This is a genomic window from Bradyrhizobium sp. 31Argb, assembly GCF_043638955.1.
Lineage (GTDB): Bacteria > Pseudomonadota > Alphaproteobacteria > Rhizobiales > Xanthobacteraceae > Bradyrhizobium.
Window position 1 is genome coordinate 1 of the sequence record NZ_JBEGDB010000171.1, and the last position, 17023, is coordinate 17023.

General features: G+C 60.4%; 16 protein-coding genes and 1 pseudogene. All 17 read left to right on the forward strand.

Annotation, left to right across the window (positions count from 1 at the left end; genetic code table 11):
* Positions 1 to 255 precede the first annotated feature (255 nt).
* The 17 genes and pseudogenes from AAFX91_RS27140 to AAFX91_RS27220 all read left to right on the forward strand — a co-directional run bounded on the left by AAFX91_RS27140 (position 256) and on the right by AAFX91_RS27220 (position 16975).
* Positions 256 to 450, forward strand: coding sequence for a 4Fe-4S binding protein (locus AAFX91_RS27140; protein WP_130232039.1), 195 nt, complete (start codon positions 256 to 258; stop codon positions 448 to 450).
* A gap of 10 nt (positions 451 to 460) precedes the next feature.
* On the forward strand, positions 461 to 646 hold the full coding sequence (locus AAFX91_RS27145) for a hypothetical protein (protein ID WP_130582115.1): 186 nt from the start codon (positions 461 to 463) through the stop codon (positions 644 to 646).
* Positions 640 to 2136 carry a Fe-S cluster assembly protein SufB gene (gene sufB / locus AAFX91_RS27150; RefSeq protein ID WP_394568690.1) on the forward strand — a complete coding sequence of 499 codons (1497 nt, stop codon included), beginning with the start codon at positions 640 to 642 and terminating at the stop codon, positions 2134 to 2136. The genes AAFX91_RS27145 and sufB overlap by 7 nt, the downstream gene beginning before the upstream one ends.
* A gap of 62 nt (positions 2137 to 2198) precedes the next feature.
* Positions 2199 to 2951 carry a Fe-S cluster assembly ATPase SufC gene (gene sufC, locus AAFX91_RS27155; RefSeq protein ID WP_028169395.1) on the forward strand — a complete coding sequence of 251 codons (753 nt, stop codon included), beginning with the start codon at positions 2199 to 2201 and terminating at the stop codon, positions 2949 to 2951.
* Between the two features lie 19 nt (positions 2952 to 2970).
* The gene (gene sufD, locus AAFX91_RS27160) at positions 2971 to 4308 is read left to right on the forward strand and encodes a Fe-S cluster assembly protein SufD (protein WP_028169396.1); all 1338 of its coding nucleotides are present in this window, start codon (positions 2971 to 2973) and stop codon (positions 4306 to 4308) included.
* Positions 4305 to 5550, forward strand: a pseudogene (locus AAFX91_RS27165) (cysteine desulfurase). Before sufD ends, AAFX91_RS27165 begins: the two are co-directional and overlap by 4 nt.
* A gap of 910 nt (positions 5551 to 6460) precedes the next feature.
* Positions 6461 to 7963, forward strand: coding sequence for a nitrogenase molybdenum-iron protein alpha chain (nifD, locus tag AAFX91_RS27170; RefSeq protein WP_028169139.1), 1503 nt, complete (start codon positions 6461 to 6463; stop codon positions 7961 to 7963).
* 72 nt (positions 7964 to 8035) lie between these two features.
* Positions 8036 to 9595 carry a nitrogenase molybdenum-iron protein subunit beta gene (gene nifK / locus AAFX91_RS27175; protein ID WP_028169138.1) on the forward strand — a complete coding sequence of 520 codons (1560 nt, stop codon included), beginning with the start codon at positions 8036 to 8038 and terminating at the stop codon, positions 9593 to 9595.
* Between the two features lie 99 nt (positions 9596 to 9694).
* Positions 9695 to 11359, forward strand: coding sequence for a nitrogenase iron-molybdenum cofactor biosynthesis protein NifE (gene nifE / locus AAFX91_RS27180; RefSeq protein ID WP_028169137.1), 1665 nt, complete (start codon positions 9695 to 9697; stop codon positions 11357 to 11359).
* 8 nt (positions 11360 to 11367) lie between these two features.
* The gene (gene nifN, locus AAFX91_RS27185; RefSeq protein WP_028169136.1) at positions 11368 to 12774 is read left to right on the forward strand and encodes a nitrogenase iron-molybdenum cofactor biosynthesis protein NifN; all 1407 of its coding nucleotides are present in this window, start codon (positions 11368 to 11370) and stop codon (positions 12772 to 12774) included.
* Positions 12771 to 13166: a nitrogen fixation protein NifX gene (nifX, locus tag AAFX91_RS27190; protein ID WP_130229807.1), complete on the forward strand. Its 396-nt coding sequence runs from the start codon at positions 12771 to 12773 to the stop codon at positions 13164 to 13166. Before nifN ends, nifX begins: the two co-directional genes overlap by 4 nt.
* A gap of 8 nt (positions 13167 to 13174) precedes the next feature.
* A complete protein-coding gene (locus AAFX91_RS27195; protein WP_394568691.1) occupies positions 13175 to 13645 on the forward strand; it encodes a NifX-associated nitrogen fixation protein in 471 nt (156 codons plus the stop codon).
* Positions 13646 to 13654: 9 nt separating this feature from the next.
* A complete protein-coding gene (locus AAFX91_RS27200; RefSeq protein WP_394568692.1) occupies positions 13655 to 13855 on the forward strand; it encodes a CCE_0567 family metalloprotein in 201 nt (66 codons plus the stop codon).
* 81 nt (positions 13856 to 13936) lie between these two features.
* Positions 13937 to 15013, forward strand: a complete 1077-nt coding sequence (locus AAFX91_RS27205; RefSeq protein ID WP_130229809.1) for an IS5 family transposase — start codon at positions 13937 to 13939, stop codon at positions 15011 to 15013.
* 143 nt (positions 15014 to 15156) lie between these two features.
* Entirely contained in the window at positions 15157 to 15456 is a 300-nt protein-coding gene (gene fdxB / locus AAFX91_RS27210; protein WP_028169131.1) for a ferredoxin III, nif-specific, read from the forward strand.
* Between the two features lie 282 nt (positions 15457 to 15738).
* Positions 15739 to 16134 (forward strand): serine hydrolase, encoded by a 396-nt coding sequence (locus AAFX91_RS27215; protein WP_051397342.1) that lies wholly within the window; start codon positions 15739 to 15741, stop codon positions 16132 to 16134.
* Positions 16115 to 16975 (forward strand): serine hydrolase domain-containing protein, encoded by an 861-nt coding sequence (locus tag AAFX91_RS27220; RefSeq protein WP_394568693.1) that lies wholly within the window; start codon positions 16115 to 16117, stop codon positions 16973 to 16975. The genes AAFX91_RS27215 and AAFX91_RS27220 overlap by 20 nt, the downstream gene beginning before the upstream one ends.
* Positions 16976 to 17023 lie beyond the last annotated feature (48 nt).

Genomic DNA, 17023 nt, shown 5'->3' on the forward strand with positions numbered 1-17023 from the left:
ACGCGGACTTCTCTTGCTTCGGGAATCATCCCGATCTTGAATCACGACTCACGTTCTATGAAAAGTGGGTACTAGGCGCGCAAGAAGTGGCGCATCCAGATCAAGCGCCTGTGAGCCGAGTGTCGCGGTCGCGACACGCTGTCCGGCCTAGGACAGGCGGGAGACGGAAAATAGCCGAGATAAATCAAGGCTCGACGTTTGGCACGAGCCTTGAAGGAAAGCCGTCGCGCATCGCCTGCCAAGGAATCGGAGTTTATGGCTTACAAGATAATCGCCTCCCAGTGCACCGTCTGCGGCGCATGTGAGTTCGAATGCCCGAACGCAGCAATCAGCCTCAAGAACGACATATATGTAATTGATCCGAAGAAGTGCACCCAATGCGAGGATCAGTGCGACACGCCGCAATGCGCCGTTATCTGCCCGGTGCCCGGCACGTGCGTGCAGGCATAAGGAGCGACCGATGAGCGGGTCCGCTGCGCGCAGCAAGGTTGAAGCGCGATCGGTGGCCGCCTTTCTGATGGGCGGCCTCGCTGGCCCCGAGCTGCGGGTGACTTACGCGATCGCGTATGCGGCGAAGGGCGCGCGCCGCGGCCGTCGTCGGGCATGGCCGGAGTCCTTGCGCGAGCGGCGGAGCGGGCAATGGTAGCCGTACAAGAGACGGTCGAGCGCGTCAGGCGCATCGACGTCGATCAGTATCGATATGGGTTCGAGACGCTTATCGAATCCGAAAAGGCCCCCAAGGGGCTCTCGGAAGATATCGTCCGCTTCATCTCAGAGAAAAAGAACGAGCCGGCCTGGATGCTGGAATGGCGCCTGGAGGCGTACCGCCGCTGGCTGACCATGACCGAGCCGACCTGGGCGCGCGTCAACTATCCCAAGATCGACTACCAGGACCTCTACTATTACGCGGCGCCGAAGCCGAAGAAGACGCTGTCATCGATCGACGAGATCGATCCCGAGATTCTCAAGACCTATGAGAAGCTCGGCATTCCCTTGCGGGAAGTCGCGATCCTCGAGGGCGTCGAGCCGCCTCCGGGCGGAGAGCCTTCGGAACAGCGGAAGATCGCGGTCGACGCCATCTTCGATTCGGTGTCGGTTGCGACCACCTTCCAGAAGGAATTGAAGAAGGCCGGCGTGATCTTCATGCCGATCTCGGAAGCGATCCGCGAGCATCCTGAGCTGGTGCGCAAATATCTCGGCAGCGTGGTGCCGACGTCGGATAACTTCTTCGCCACCTTGAACTCGGCGGTGTTCTCCGACGGCTCGTTCGTCTACGTGCCGCCGGGCGTGCGCTGCCCGATGGAATTGTCGACCTATTTCCGCATCAACGAGCGCAACACCGGCCAGTTCGAGCGCACGCTGATCATCGCCGACAAGGGCTCGTATGTCTCTTACCTCGAAGGCTGCACCGCGCCGCAGCGCGACGAGAATCAATTGCACGCTGCCGTGGTGGAACTGGTCGCGCTCGATGACGCCGAGATCAAATATTCGACGGTGCAGAACTGGTATCCCGGCAACTCGGAAGGCAAGGGCGGCATCTACAACTTCGTCACCAAGCGTGGCGATTGCCGTGGCGACCACTCGAAGATTTCCTGGACCCAGGTCGAGACCGGTTCCGCCATTACCTGGAAATATCCGAGCTGTATCCTGCGCGGCGACAATTCGCGCGGCGAGTTCTACTCGATCGCGATCTCGAACGGTTACCAGCAGGTCGACTCGGGCACCAAGATGATCCATCTCGGCAAGAACACCTCGAGCCGGATCATCTCCAAGGGCATCGCCGCCGGCAAGTCGCAGAACACCTATCGCGGCCTCGTCACCGCGCACCGCAAAGCCACCGGCGCGCGCAACTACACCGCCTGCGACTCGCTTTTGATCGGCGACAAATGCGGCGCGCACACCGTGCCTTACGTCGAGGCGAAGAACTCGTCGGCGACGTTCGAGCACGAGGCGACGACCTCGAAGATCTCCGAGGATGTCCTGTGCTACTGCGTGCAGCGCGGACTGAGCCAGGAGGAAGCGGTCGGCCTCGTCGTCAACGGCTTCGTCAAGGACGTGCTGCAGCAGCTCCCGATGGAGTTCGCGGTCGAGGCGCAGAAGCTGATCTCGATCTCGCTCGAAGGTTCGGTTGGATAATCCTCATCCCTGGCGGGCCTGCCGTAGCGGCGCCTTGAGGATGCTACCCTAGGAAAACTGTAATGGCATTGCTTGAAGTGAAAGATCTCCAGGTTCGTGTCGAGGATCGCGAAATCCTCCACGGCCTGTCGTTGAGCGTGAATCCGGGCGAGGTCCACGCGATCATGGGGCCGAACGGCTCCGGCAAATCGACGCTCTCGCACGTCATCGCCGGCAAGCCCGGCTATGAGGTCACGGGCGGACAGATCCTGTTCCGCGGCGAGGACCTCTTGGAGATGGCGCCGGACGAGCGCGCCGCCAAGGGCGTGTTTCTGGCGTTCCAGTATCCGGTCGAAATCCCCGGGGTCGCCACCATGAACTTCCTGCGCACCGCGCTGAATGCGCAGCGCAAGGCGCGCGGCGAGAGCGAATATTCGACGCCGGACTTCCTGAAGAAGGTCCGCGAGGTCGCAAAGTCGCTCAACATCCCGCAGGACATGCTCAAGCGCGGTGTCAATGTCGGCTTCTCCGGCGGCGAAAAGAAGCGCAACGAGATCCTGCAGATGGCGCTGTTCGAGCCGAGCCTCTGCATCCTCGATGAAATGGACTCAGGTCTCGACATCGACGCGCTGAGGATCGCGGCCGACGGCGTCAACGCGCTGCGCTCGCCCGAGCGTGCCATGGTCGTGATCACCCACTACCAGCGCCTGCTCAACTACATCGTGCCGGACTATGTGCACGTGATGGCGAAGGGGCGTGTCGTGAAGAGCGGCGACAAGCATCTCGCGCTGGAGCTCGAGGCCGCCGGCTACGCTCCGTTCGAGCACGCGGCCTAGAGAGCGCAAGGAGTTTTCGATGAACCTGGTTCTGTCAAAAACCGATCCCGGACGCGCGGTGGGCAATGTGTTCGTCAAGGCCAACGGACGGCTGCCCGGCGCAGGCTCTGTTGCCGACATCCGCGCGAGGGCATTCGACGCTTACAAGCGCGTCGGCTTACCGCACCGGCGGATCGAGGAATGGAGATACACCGACCTGCGCGCGCTAATGCGCCACGTCCTACCGCTCGCGCCGCAACCGGATGCGGCTGCGCTCGCGCGGGCAAGGGCTGCAGTCGCGCAAGCTGCCGTCGAGAAGGGAGCGATCGAGGGCGCAGCGAAGCTAGTGCTCGTCGATGGTTTGTTCGCGCCCAATCTCTCCGACATCGCCGAGTTGGGCCAGAGCGTCAACGTGCGCACGCTGCGCGAAGTTCTGGACGATCCAGCTAACGAGGGGAGAGGCGACCTGCTGCTGACCGCAACGACGGATGCGGTGATCTCGCTCAATGCCGCGATGGTGACCGACGGCGTGGTCATCACGGTCACCGACGGCACCGAGTTATCCCGACCGATTCAAATCGTCCATGTCGCAACCACCTCGTCGGCGTCAAGCTTCACTCGCTCGCATCTGAGGCTTGGCAAGGGCGCGCAGGCGGCCGTGGTCGAAAGCTTTGTGGCGGCCGAAGGCGCCCGCAACCATCAGGCCAATGATGCGGTGATCGTCTCGGTTGGTGAGGCGGCCAATCTTGCCCATCTGCACGTTCTGGCGGACGGGGCGGACGCCACCAACATTTCCTCCGGATTGTTCGCGCTCGGGGCGAGCGCGAAACTCAAATTGTTCAGCATGATCTGTGGTGGTGCTGTGAGCCGATACCAGGCATTCATCACATTGGCGGGCGAGGGCGCCGAGCTCTCCGTCAACGGCATCAACCTGCTGAGGGACAAACAGCATGGTGACACGACCTTGGTCGTCAACCACGCTGTGCCGCATTGCACGAGCCGGGCGAATTTCCGCGCGGCCGTCGACGACCGCGGCCACTCGGTATTCCAGGGCCGCATCATCGTGCGTCCTGATGCACAGAAGACGGACGGCAGGATGATGACGCGTGCGCTTTTGCTGTCCGACGAGGCTGAAGCCGACAACAAGCCGGAGCTGGAGATCTTTGCCGACGATGTCACCTGCGGCCATGGCGCGGCATCCGGCGCACTGGATGAGACTCTGCTGTTCTATCTACGCGCACGCGGCCTTTCCGGGAAGGAGGCACAGGCGCTCTTGGTCCAGGCTTTCCTCGGCGAAGCTATCGAGGAAATCGCCGACGGGAGGTTACGCGAATTCGTGATAGTACTGGCCGAGCGCTGGCTGGAGGCGAGAGGATGAGCGCGCATCCGGCGGTCGCCAACGGCGCTTACGATGTTGCGCGGGTGCGCGAGGACTTTCCGGCGCTGGCGCTGCAGGTCTATGGCAGCCGCAGGTCTATCTCGATAACGCCGCCTCGGCGCAGAAGCCAAAGGCGGTGCTCGATCGCATGATGCAGGCTTACACGTCCGAATATGCCAACGTGCATCGCGGTCTGCACTATCTGGCTAACGCCGCGACCGAGGCCTATGAGGGCGCCCGCACCAAAGTGGCGCAGTTCCTCAACGCGCGCCGCACCGAAGAGTTTGTCTTACTCGTAGCGCTACCGAGGCGATCAATCTGGTCGCCCAGACTTTCGGCCGCGAGCGCATCTCACCCGGGGATGAGATTGTTCTCTCGATCATGGAGCACCACGCCAACATCGTGCCCTGGCATTTTCTGAGGGAACGCCACGGCGTTGTCATCAAATGGGCGCCAGTGGACGACGAGGGCAATTTTCTCCTCGAGGAGTTCGAGCGGCTTCTGACCGAGCGCACCAAAATGGTTGCGATCACACAGATGTCCAACGCGCTCGGCACTGTCCTGCCGGTGAAGGAGATCGTGAGGATCGCGCATGCGCGCGGCATCGAGGTGTTGGTCGACGGCTCGCAAGGCTGCGTCCATCTGGATGTTGATGTCCGCGACATTGATTGCGATTTTTACGTGATGACGGGCCACAAACTTTATGGGCCGACCGGTATCGGCGTGCTTTACGGCAAATATGCGCATCTGGCGTCGATGCCGCCGTTCAACGGTGGCGGCGAGATGATCCGCGAGGTCTCGCGTGACGGTGTCACATATGGTGATCCACCTCACCGGTTTGAGGCTGGAACTCCCCCGATCGTCGAGGCGATCGGTCTGGGCGCGGCTGTGGACTATATTAATTCAATAGGCAAGCCACAGATCCACAAGCACGAGAGCGCACTGCTTGCTTATGCGCAGGAGAAGCTGCGCGGCATCAATCCCTTACGCATTATTGGAACGGCGGCTGAGAAGGGCGCAATCATCTCCTTCGATATGAAAGTCGCGCATGCGCACGATTTTGCCACCGTCATCGATCGTGCAGGCGTGGCGGTGCGCGCCGGGACCCATTGCGCGATGCCGCTGCTCGAGCGGTTTGGCGTGCCAGCAACGTGCCGCGCTTCGTTCGCCCTCTACAACACCTATGAAGAGATCGATGCGCTGGCGGGTGCCCTTGTCAAAGCGCAGGAGCTGTTCTCATGAGGGCAGGAACGGGCCCAGAACCATGAGGCGCGTTGTGTATACGCGAATTGCTAATGCTATGCGCGAACCTCATATCGCTGGACGTCTCCGCCGGAGAGTGCGTCCGCTCCTTGACGCTGATTAAGAACGACGCAGACAACCGCATACCGGGTAGCCGCTGGTCTATCCGGGCGACGCTGGGATGTGCGGCAGAGCTGGCGTTTTCTTCATGATCTCTACTACACCCGCTTGAGTTCATGGCGCACGCCGCCTTCGTCATCATTCGCGCTCACGAGCCGGTTCGTCTCGAGCACAGGGCGGGTCTCTCGGCAGAGTCGAGGATCAGGTTTAGTTGCGTCAACGCGTATCAGCTAGGGCAGCCTCGGCCTCGGCTGCACACGTAAGATCATGGAGCTAAAAATCGTTCGGCGCTGCGGCTTGAGATGCTCAGGCGCTCGAACACCCCCCGCGCGTCGGCCGCGACGATCTCCCTGGTTGGTCGACCCAATAGCAGGATGGCGGCGAGGCCACGCGCAAGGCACCATCGCGGGTGAGGTGTGCACCGGTCGGGCTTCGCGACGATCCGTGAGCCAGATTGGCTGCCGCGGCCTTGCAGCTGGGTCGCTTCGTTAGATAGCTTCCGGTAGTAGGCCCCGGCAAGTATCGCAATACTCTCGCGGGCTTGTGTGGAAAATCCGCGGGTGCAAAACCATGCGTGCCCGGCTTGTTTTGTTTCGAACAGGATCAAACGAGCAGGTCCGTGGACACGTTCGATGTCGGGTTTGCAACAACAGTCCGGTCAGCCGCGCGAGTGTGGCTATCTACTTCCAACTGCGTGGATTTTTGCGTTCACGCCGCGGCTGGCATGGTCGTTGCAAACTCTTGGTCGAGAGCCGTCATCGCAACAGGAAACCTTCTGAAGGATATCAGCATGAGTCTCGCCACGACCCAGAGCATCGCGGAAATCAAAGCCCGCAACAAAGAGCTGATTGAGGAGGTGCTGAAGATCTATCCGGAGAAGACTGCGAAACGGCGCGCCAAGCACCTCAATGTTCACGAGGCCGGCAAGTCGGACTGCGGAGTCAAGTCCAATCTCAAATCGATCCCAGGCGTGATGACGATCCGCGGTTGCGCCTACGCGGGTTCCAAGGGTGTGGTGTGGGGCCCGATCAAGGACATGATCCACATTAGCCACGGTCCGGTCGGCTGTGGACAGTACTCGTGGGGCTCGCGGCGTAACTATTACGTTGGCACGACAGGCATCGATAGTTTCGTGACCTTGCAATTCACCTCCGATTTCCAGGAAAAGGATATCGTGTTCGGCGGCGACAAGAAGCTCGTCAAAATCATTGACGAGATCCAGGAGCTGTTCCCGCTCAACAACGGCATCACCATCCAGTCGGAATGCCCGATCGGCCTGATCGGTGACGACATCGAGGCGGTCTCCAGGTCAAAGTCGAAGGAATATGGCGGCAAGACTATCGTGCCGGTCCGCTGCGAGGGCTTTCGCGGCGTGTCGCAGTCGCTCGGCCACCATATTGCCAACGACGCGGTGCGCGACTGGGTGTTCGACAAGGTCTCGCCCGAGGGCAAGCCGACGTTTGAGCCGACCCCCTACGATGTCGCGATCATCGGCGACTACAATATCGGCGGCGACGCCTGGTCATCCCGAATCCTGCTGGAGGAAATGGGCCTGCGCGTAATCGCGCAGTGGTCCGGCGACGGTTCTCTGGCCGAGCTCGAGGCAACGCCGAAGGCGAAGCTTAATGTGCTGCATTGCTACCGCTCGATGAACTACATCTCACGCCACATGGAGGAGAAGTTTGGGATTCCATGGTGCGAATACAACTTCTTCGGGCCCTCTAAGATCGTGGAGTCGCTGCGCAAGATCGCCGGCTTTTTCGACGACAAGATCAAGGAGGGTGCCGAGCGGGTGATTGCAAAATATCAGCCGCTGGTGGACGCGGTGGTCGCAAAATATCGCCCGCGCCTGGAAGGCAAGAGCGTGATGCTGTTCGTTGGCGGACTGCGTCCGCGCCACGTGATCGGCGCCTATGAAGATCTCGGCATGGAGGTCGTCGGCACCGGCTACGAGTTCGGCCACAATGACGACTACCAGCGCACCGCCCAGCACTACGTCAAGGATGGCACGTTGATCTACGACGACGTCACCGGCTACGAGTTCGAACGCTTCGTCGAGAAGGTCCAGCCTGACCTGGTCGGCTCGGGGATCAAGGAGAAATATGTCTTCCAGAAGATGGGCGTGCCGTTCCGCCAAATGCACTCCTGGGACTATTCGGGTCCGTATCATGGCTATGACGGATTTGCGATCTTCGCACGCGACATGGACATGGCCATCAACTCGCCGATCTGGAAGAGGACCAAGGCGCCCTGGAAGGATGTCCAAAAGGCGAAACTGTTAGCTGCCGAATAACGCAAAGTGACCGGCTCTCAGCCTGAGGGCCGGAGCTGATATTGATGACGCTTTTTTGAAAGGATCCTACCTATGGCGCAGAGTGCAGAACACGTGCTCGATCACTTCGAGCTGTTCCGCGGACCGGAATACCAGCAGATGCTGGCCAATAAGAAGAAGATGTTCGAGAATCCCCGCGATCCCGCGGAGGTCGAACGCATCAGGGAATGGGCGAAGACGCCCGAATATCGCGAGAAAAATTTTGCGCGCGAAGCGCTGACGATAAACCCAGCCAAGGCCTGCCAGCCGCTCGGCGCGGTGTTCGCCTCCGTTGGCTTTGAGGGCACGCTGCCCTTCGTGCACGGCTCCCAGGGCTGCGTGGCCTATTACCGCAGCCATCTGTCGCGGCACTTCAAGGAACCAAGCTCCTGCGTCTCCTCGTCGATGACGGAGGACGCTGCCGTATTCGGCGGGCTGAACAACATGATTGATGGGCTCGCCAACAGCTACAATATGTACAAGCCCAAGATGATCGCGGTCTCCACGACCTGTATGGCGGAGGTGATCGGAGACGACCTTAACGCCTTCATCAAAACGTCCAAGGAAAAAGGCTCGGTTCCAGCGGATTTCGATGTGCCGTTCGCGCACACGCCAGCCTTCGTGGGCAGCCACGTCACCGGCTATGATAATGCGCTCAAGGGTATCCTGGAGCATTTCTGGGACGGCAAGGCCGGAACAACGCCGAAGCTTGAGCGGGTGCCCAACGAGAAGATCAACTTTATCGGCGGCTTTGACGGCTACACCGTCGGCAACATCCGTGAGATCAAGCGCATCTTTGAGTTGATGGCAATCCAGTACACCGTTCTCGCCGACAATTCCGATGTGTTTGATACACCAACCGACGGCGAGTTCCGGATGTATGACGGCGGCACCACGCTGGAAGACGCCGCGAAGGCGGTTCACGCTAAGGCAACGATCTCGATGCAGCAGTGGTGCACGGAAAAGACGCTGCCGTTCATCGCACATCATGGCCATGAGGTCGTAGCGTTCAATTATCCGGTCGGCGTCTCCGCAACGGATGAGTTCCTCGTGGCGCTGTCGCGCATCACTGGCAAGGATATCCCCGAGGAATTGGCGCGAGAGCGCGGTCGCTTGGTCGACGCGATGGCTGACTCCAGTGCGCACATCCATGGCAAGAAATTCGCAATCTATGGCGATCCAGACCTCTGCTACGGGTTGGCTGCCTTCCTGCTCGAGCTTGGCGCTGAGCCGATCCATGTGCTGTCGACGAACGGCAACAAGGATTGGGAGGCAAAAATGCAGACGTTGTTTGCGAGTTCGCCGTTTGGACAGAACTGCCACGCGTATCCGGGGCGAGACCTCTGGCATATGCGCTCGCTCTTGTTCACCGAGCCGGTCGACTTCCTGATTGGCAACACCTATGGCAAGTATCTAGAGCGCGACACCGGTGTGCCACTGATCCGCATCGGTTTTCCGATCTTTGATCGGCATCACCATCACCGCTCTCCGGTGTGGGGCTATCAGGGCGGCATGAACGTGCTCGTGAAGATTCTCGACAAGATCTTCGACGAGATCGACAAGAAGACCAACGTTCTCGGCGAAACCGACTATAGCTTCGACATCATTCGTTGATGACGAATGACGCGGGCGCCATCGCCGCCAAACATCGGCGATGGCCTAAGCGCAGATGGGCTGATCTTTGCGCACAAGCTCGGTTGAGAGGAGAGATGGATGAGTTCGCTATCGGCCAGGATCCAAGAGATCTTTAATGAGCCGGGCTGCGCCAAGAACGCCAACAAGTCGGTTGCCGAGCGCAAGAAGGGCTGCAACAAGCAGCTACAGCCGGGCGGCGCCGCAGGCGGCTGCGCCTTCGACGGTGCAAAGATCGCGCTGCAGCCTTTTACCGACGTCGCCCATCTGGTGCACGGTCCGATCGCCTGTGAGGGGAACTCCTGGGACAACCGCGGTGCGTCTTCCTCTGATGCCAGCATCTGGCGCACCGGCTTCACCACTGACATGAGCGAAACCGACATCGTATTTGGGGGCGAGAAGCGTCTCTACAAGGCAATCAAGGAGATCATCAACAAGTACGATCCGCCGGCCATCTTCGTTTATCAGACCTGCGTCCCCGCCATGATCGGCGACGACATCAATGCGGTCTGCAAGGCGGCTTCGCAAAAGCTCGGCAAACCGATCATTCCCGTAAATTCGCCGGGCTTCGTCGGCCCCAAGAACCTCGGCAATAAGCTCGCCGGCGAGGCCTTGCTCGAGCATGTCATCGGCACGCAAGAGCCGGACTACACCACGCCCTACGACATCAACCTGATCGGGGAATACAACCTGTCCGGCGAGCTCTGGCAGGTTAAGCCGCTGCTTGACGAGCTCGGCATCCGCATCCTCTCCTGCATCTCCGGCGATGGCAAATATCGCGAAGTTGCCTCTTCGCACCGGGCGCGCGCTGCCATGCTGGTATGTTCGAAGGCGATGATCAACGTTGCGCGCAAGATGGAGGAGCGCTACGGCATTCCGTTCTTCGAGGGATCGTTCTACGGCATCCAGGATTCCAGCGGTTCGCTGCGCGAGATCGCGCGGCTGTTGGTCGAACGCGGCGCGCCTTCCGAACTGATCGGGCGCACCGAGACGGTGATCGCGCGGGAGGAGGCGCGCGCCTGGGCCGCGATCGAGCCGTACAAGCCGCGCTTTGCCGGGAAGAGGGCGTTACTGATCACCGGCGGTGTCAAGTCCTGGTCCGTGGTGGCTGCGCTGCAGGAGGCGGGGCTCGAGCTGGTCGGCACCAGCGTCAAGAAATCCACCAAGCAGGACAAGGAGCGCATCAAGGAGCTGATGGGGCAGGATGCCCATATGATTGAGGACATGACGCCGCGCGAGATATACAAAATGCTGACCGACGCGAAAGCGGACATCATGCTCTCGGGTGGCAAATCGCAATTTGTTGCGCTCAAGGCAGCGATGCCCTGGCTCGACATTAACCAGGAGCGCTGCCACGCCTACATGGGCTATATCGGTATGGTGAAGCTGGTCGAGGAGATCGACAAGGCGCTGTTCAACCCGATTTGGGAGCAGCTGCGTCGACCGGTGCCGTGGGACAAGGTGGCCAAGAACCGGCAGACCGAGACGATCACGAAGATGCGTGGGCGGGCTGCCGAGATCGCCGCCGATCCGCAGACGATGCGGCGCGCGAAAAAGGTTTGCTTCTGTAAGGAAGTCGATCTCGGCACCATCGAGGATGCGATCCGCTCGCATGGCCTGACCAGCGTCGAGGCAGTCCGCCAGCACACCGACGCGTTCGGTGGCTGCTGCAAGAGGCGCATCGAGGACGTCCTAGCCACCATGCCGGTTTCCTCGCCGCCTGCCATGCTGCGGGCCGCGGAATAGGACAAGTCATGGCCATTGTTACCACGCCGACGAAGGCGTGCGCGGTCAACCCGCTCAAGATCAGTCAGCCGATCGGCGGCGCATTCGCCTTCATGGGCCTGCGTGGGGCGATGCCGCTTTTGCACGGCTCGCAAGGTTGCACGTCGTTTGGGCTCACGCTGTTCGTGCGGCATTTCAAGGAGGCGGTGCCGCTGCAGACGACTGCGATGAGCGAGGTGGCGACCGTGCTCGGCGGTTATGAAAATGTCGAGCAGGCTATCCTCAACATCTATAATCGCGCCAAGCCGGAGATCATCGGGATCTGCTCGACCGGGGTCACCGAAACCAATGGCGATGATGTCGACGCCTACATCAAATTGATCCGCGAGCAACATCCGCAGCTCGCCAATTTTCCTTTGATCTTTGTCTCGACGCCTGATTTCAAGGATGCCTTCCAGGACGGCTGGGAAAAGACGGTGGCACGCCTCGTCGAGGTGCTGACGGAGGCGCTGCCGGCCGAGGCAGAGCGTGATCCCGCGCGGGTGAATGTTCTCCCCGGATGTCATCTGACGCCGGGTGACCTCGACGAACTGAGAACCATCCTGGAGGATTTCGGTCTGAAGCCATCCTTCCTGCCTGATCTTGCGGGATCGCTGGACGGGCATATCCCGGACGAATTTACGCCGACGAGCATTGGCGGCATCGGGGTTGACGAAGTCGCGAGCATGGGCCGGTCCAGCTGGACCATTGCGATTGGTGCGCAGATGCGACGGGCGGCAGAAGCCATGCAGGCCAAGACCGGGGTGCCGTTTCGCCTGTTCGAGCGGCTCTGCGGCCTCACCCCCAACGATGAATTCATTGCTTTCCTGAGCGAGATCAGCGGCCGCCCTGTGCCAGCAAAATATCGCCGCCAGCGCGGGCAGCTGGCAGACGCGATGCTGGACGCGCATTTCCATATCGGCGGCCGCAAGCTTGCGATAGGTGCCGAGCCAGACCTCTTGTTCGACCTATCCAGCATGCTGCACGAGATGGGTGCGCAGGTCACCGCGGCCGTGACAACCACGCAGTCCCCGGTGCTGGAGCGGATCGAGACCAAGGAGGTGCTCATCGGCGATCTTGAGGATCTGGAAGAGCTTGCTAGGACGAGGGGGTGCGATCTGCTGATTACGCATTCGCATGGCCGCCAAGCGGCGGCGCGGCTGAAGATTCCATTTTACCGCGCGGGATTTCCGATGTTCGATCGGATCGGCGCGGGACACCAGCTATCCGTCGGCTATCGCGGCACGCGCGATCTGATCTTCAAAATCGCCAATCTCGTGATCGCCGACCGCGAGGAAAATCACCGGCCGACGCCCGACAGCTGGCGTAGCTGGAGTCAGCCCTTTAGGCCGGGCGGCCTCAGCGTCATCGAGGCAGCAGAGAGGTCGATTGCATGAAGGTCGCATTCGCTACCCAGGACTTGAGGCGCGTCGATGCGCATTTTGGCTGGGCCAAGAACATCGCCATCTATGATGTTGGGCCGGGCGGGCACGTATTCCTGAAGGCGGTCCAGTTCGACGGCGATTTCAAGGAGGACGGCAACGAGGACAAGCTCGCGCCCAAGATCGAGGCGATCAAGGATTGCGCCATCCTCTATGTCGCTGCTATCGGCGGCTCCGGTGCCGCCCGCGTGGTGGCCAACAATATACATCCCATTAAGGTGGGTCAGCCCGAGAACATCCTCGCCCTCGTCGAGAAGCTCGAGCGAGTGCTCAAGGGTACGCCGCCGCCCTGGCTGCGCAAGGCGCTGGCAAAAGACCAGCAGCGCACGCTCGATTTCGAAGAATGAGGACGGCCATGACTGCAGCTGCAGATATCGTGCAACCAGAGAACACGCTCGATGCGCCATTCGTGAGAGAACTGGTTAAGAGTTGGCGCGCCCAGGACATTTATGGCGCCTGGGACGGCAAGAGCGATCTCGATCTGCTCGAACCGTATATTCTGGATAAGGAAAAGCGGCGCGCGCTGCCGATCGTTGGCGATCCAGATCCGGATGTGGTTTGGCGGCTGGAGCTGTTCTTCAATGCGGTCGCGCTCTCGATCGAGAAAGCGGCGGGTGTGATGATCCATGCGATGCTAAAGATGCACCATGAAGGCTTTGGTCGCATGGTGTTGATCGGCGGCCGTCTGATCGTGGTGAACAAGCGCCTGCGCGATGTGCATCGCTTCGGCTTCGACAATCTCGCAAAGCTCGCCGCCGAGGGTGACAAATACGTCAAAGGCGGCATCAAGATGATCCGGAAATTTCCCGACGTGGCGAACTATTGAGGGCAGCTCATGAGCGATCTTGAAATCGTAAAAGCAGAAATGAAAAAGCTATCGGCCAAGGCGACGCAGGCCAAGATGGATCTGCACGACCTCTCGGAGGAATTGCCCGTCAACTGGACCTCGATCATGGCGGTGGCGCAGAAGGCGCACGATGCCTTTGCCGAACTCGAGCGCAAGCGCGAGGACCTCAACGCCCTGGAAAGGGCCTAGTAGCAGTCTGCTGAAGAACCCCCTGGCCACGGAGGGAGCTTGATGATTCACTTTTATCATCTCGAACCGGCGGAGACGATCATGCGGGGCAGGTTTACGGATCAAAGCGGCCTCTTTTCGTACATCGCGCCGGATAAGCGTGTGCCAGCGAACCATCCGCTGCGGAAGGTCCGGGAACTTGTCCGGGATGTATTGAGTGATTTGAACCGCAGCCTTGGGAGGCTCTATCCCAACGAGGGACGTCCTTCGATCCCTCCAGAGCGATTGCTGAGCGCCTTGCTGCTGCAAGTGTGCATCCGCTCGGAACGCCAGTTGATGGAGCAACTGGACTACAATCTTTTGTATCGCTGGTTCGTGGGACTGTCGCCGGACGATCCAGTCTGGGACCCGACCACCTTCACCAAGAACCGGGAGCGGCTGCAGAACGGCGATGTGTTCACGAAGTTCATGACCAAGCTTCTGAACCATTCTCAGGTCAAATCGCTATTGTCGGACGAGCATTTTTCGGTGGACGGGACGCTGATCGAAGCCTGGACTTCGAAGAGTTTTCGCCCCAAGGACGGCAGCGGCAACGATGATGACGGCGCCAACTTCCACGGCCAAAAGCGCAAGAACGACACCCATGCGAGTACCAGCGATCCGGACAGCAGGCTTTATCGCAAGGCGGCCGGATGCGAGGCCAAGCTTTGCTATATGGGCCACGCCACCATGGAGAACCGGCACGGGCTGGCGGTGGCCGGCAGGGTCACGCATGCCAATGGCATCGCCGAACGCCGGGCTTCGGAGACCATGCTGAAGGCGAGACGCAAAGCCGCAGGCTGCCGCATCACGGCCGGTGAGGACAAGGCGTACGATACGGCCGATCACGTCGCCAATCTTCGCGCCATCGGCGTGACGCCGCATGTGACACAGAACCAGGCCGTCACCAAAACCGGCAAGAACCGCAACAGCGCCATCGACGAACGAACCGCGCGGCATCCGGGATACGGCATGTCGCAATCGCGCCGGGCGATGGTCGAGTGCATTTTCGGAAGGGGCAAGCAGCATGGCACGATGCGCAAGACCAAACATCGTGGCATCGCTCGCGTCGCCGCCGACTTCCTGCTCAATCTGATCGCCTATAACCTGATCCGGATTCCCAAACTGCTTGCCGTTTAGCCACCCCGCGTCAGGGGGGCACCAACCAACAGGTTAAAAAATTACATCCAACTCCACCGCGCCGCTCCAACAACGACCGCCGACAATACGAAAACTCTCCATTTCAAGCTTTTTCAGCAGACTGCTTTAGAGGGTATCCGATCATGTCATTTGCAACGCGCGACGGCCGTGACTGGACACCGGAGTACCTGATGTCGATTGATGCCAAGAAGTGCATCGGCTGTGGCCGTTGTTTCAAAGTCTGCGGTCGCGACGTCATGACGTTGAAGGGCATCAACGAGGAGGGCGATCTTGTCGATCTGGACGACGACGAAGACGATGAGATCGAGAAGAAGATTATGGTGATGAATGACCAAGGCGCTTGTATCGGTTGCGGCGCCTGCGCCCGGGTTTGTCCGACCAACTGCCAAACTCACCAAACCGCCGCAACGCAAGCCGCTTGAGAGCGAGCTCTGTCCGCCTTTTGCCGCGAGCAAGCGGGAGTTGGGCGGCGAAGCCATGAACTGCGCTCGAGGATAGACCCGCTTGGCGCCGGGCGCATTCCCACCAGCTTGCGGATGCTGAGTCGCCCCGTCCCCAGAAAGAATCATGTCTTCGTCGGCCGCAGGTATGGGGTTCGGATGGCTCGAAATGTCTGCGCTACTATGGATCGGATACCGGCAGCCTCAATAACTTCATTCCGCTGTCGCGAAGAATGCTCAGAACAGCTCTACGGGAGGAACATCATGATCTCACGTCGTCTTGTGATCGGTGTGCTCGGGGCGGGACTGGTAGCGTTCGCGCTCCTTGCCACCCCGGTGGCGCTGGCCTTTTCGCCCGAAGCGCGCAATGCGAAGCTTGATCAAACCCTTAAGGAATTGGTCGAAGGCTGCAGTACTCCGGGTATTGTGGTGCTGATCCTTCAGAATGGCCGCCCGGTCTACAGCCGCAGCGTCGGCGTTCGCAAGGTGGGGAGCGCCGTGCCGATCGGCGAGAACGACATATTCCGCCTCGCCTCAATGACCAAGGCTGTCACCTCGGTGGCAGCGATGATCCTTGTCGAGCAGGGCAGGGATCGGCCTGGACGATCCGGTCAGCCGTTTCCTGCCCGAGTTCGCCAAGTTGCAGGTGCGCGGTCCTGACGGCACTGAGGGTCCTGCGAGCAGGCCGCCGACAATTCGCGAACTGCTGACCCATACGGCCGGATTCTCCTATAACTTCATCAATAATCCCCGGCTCGTTAATGCATACCGCGAAGCGCGCGTGACCGACGGGCTAGACCAGGGCGAGGTAACCACGGCCGAAGCGATGCAGCGTCTCGCCTTCGTTCCGCTTGGCTATCAGCCTGGTACAGGCTGGGAATACTCGCTGGCCACTGACGTGCTCGGGGCTGTCATCGAGAAGGTGACGGGAGCCAGCCTGGGAGCTTTTGTAACCGGGCGCATCGCAAGACCTCTGCGCATTGAGAGCTTTGTGTTCAACGCACCTGAGACCATGCGCTCACGGTTCGTGCAGGTGACACGGCCCGCACAGGTCACGGGCGCACTCGGCACGGGCTACGTTCCGGTGGTGGCACCTGAGGCTGTGCCGTTCCCTCCAACCAAGGGCACCGCCGATTTCGACCCGAACCGCGCCTTCTCTCTGACCGCCTATCACTCTGGCGGCGCCGGCATGAGCGGCACTATCGGGGACAACGGGCGGTTCCTGCAAATGCTGCTGAACGAAGGCGAACTCGACGGCGTGCGGGTGCTCCGCGCGGAAACGGTGCGGCAGATGACGCAGAACGCGACCGGCAACATGCCGACGCTTCCCGGGCCGGGTTGGGGCTTCGCGCTGGGCTTTGGGATCGTGATCGATCCGGCTGCAGCCAAGAGCCGCCTTCCGGCGGGCAGCTACGGGTGGGGCGGCATCTATGGCATGCAGTTTTGGATCGATCCGGCAAACCGCGTCGTGGGCCTAGTACCCACTTTTCATAGAACGTGAGTCGTGATTCAAGATCGGGATGATTCCCGAAGCAAGAGAAGTCCGCGT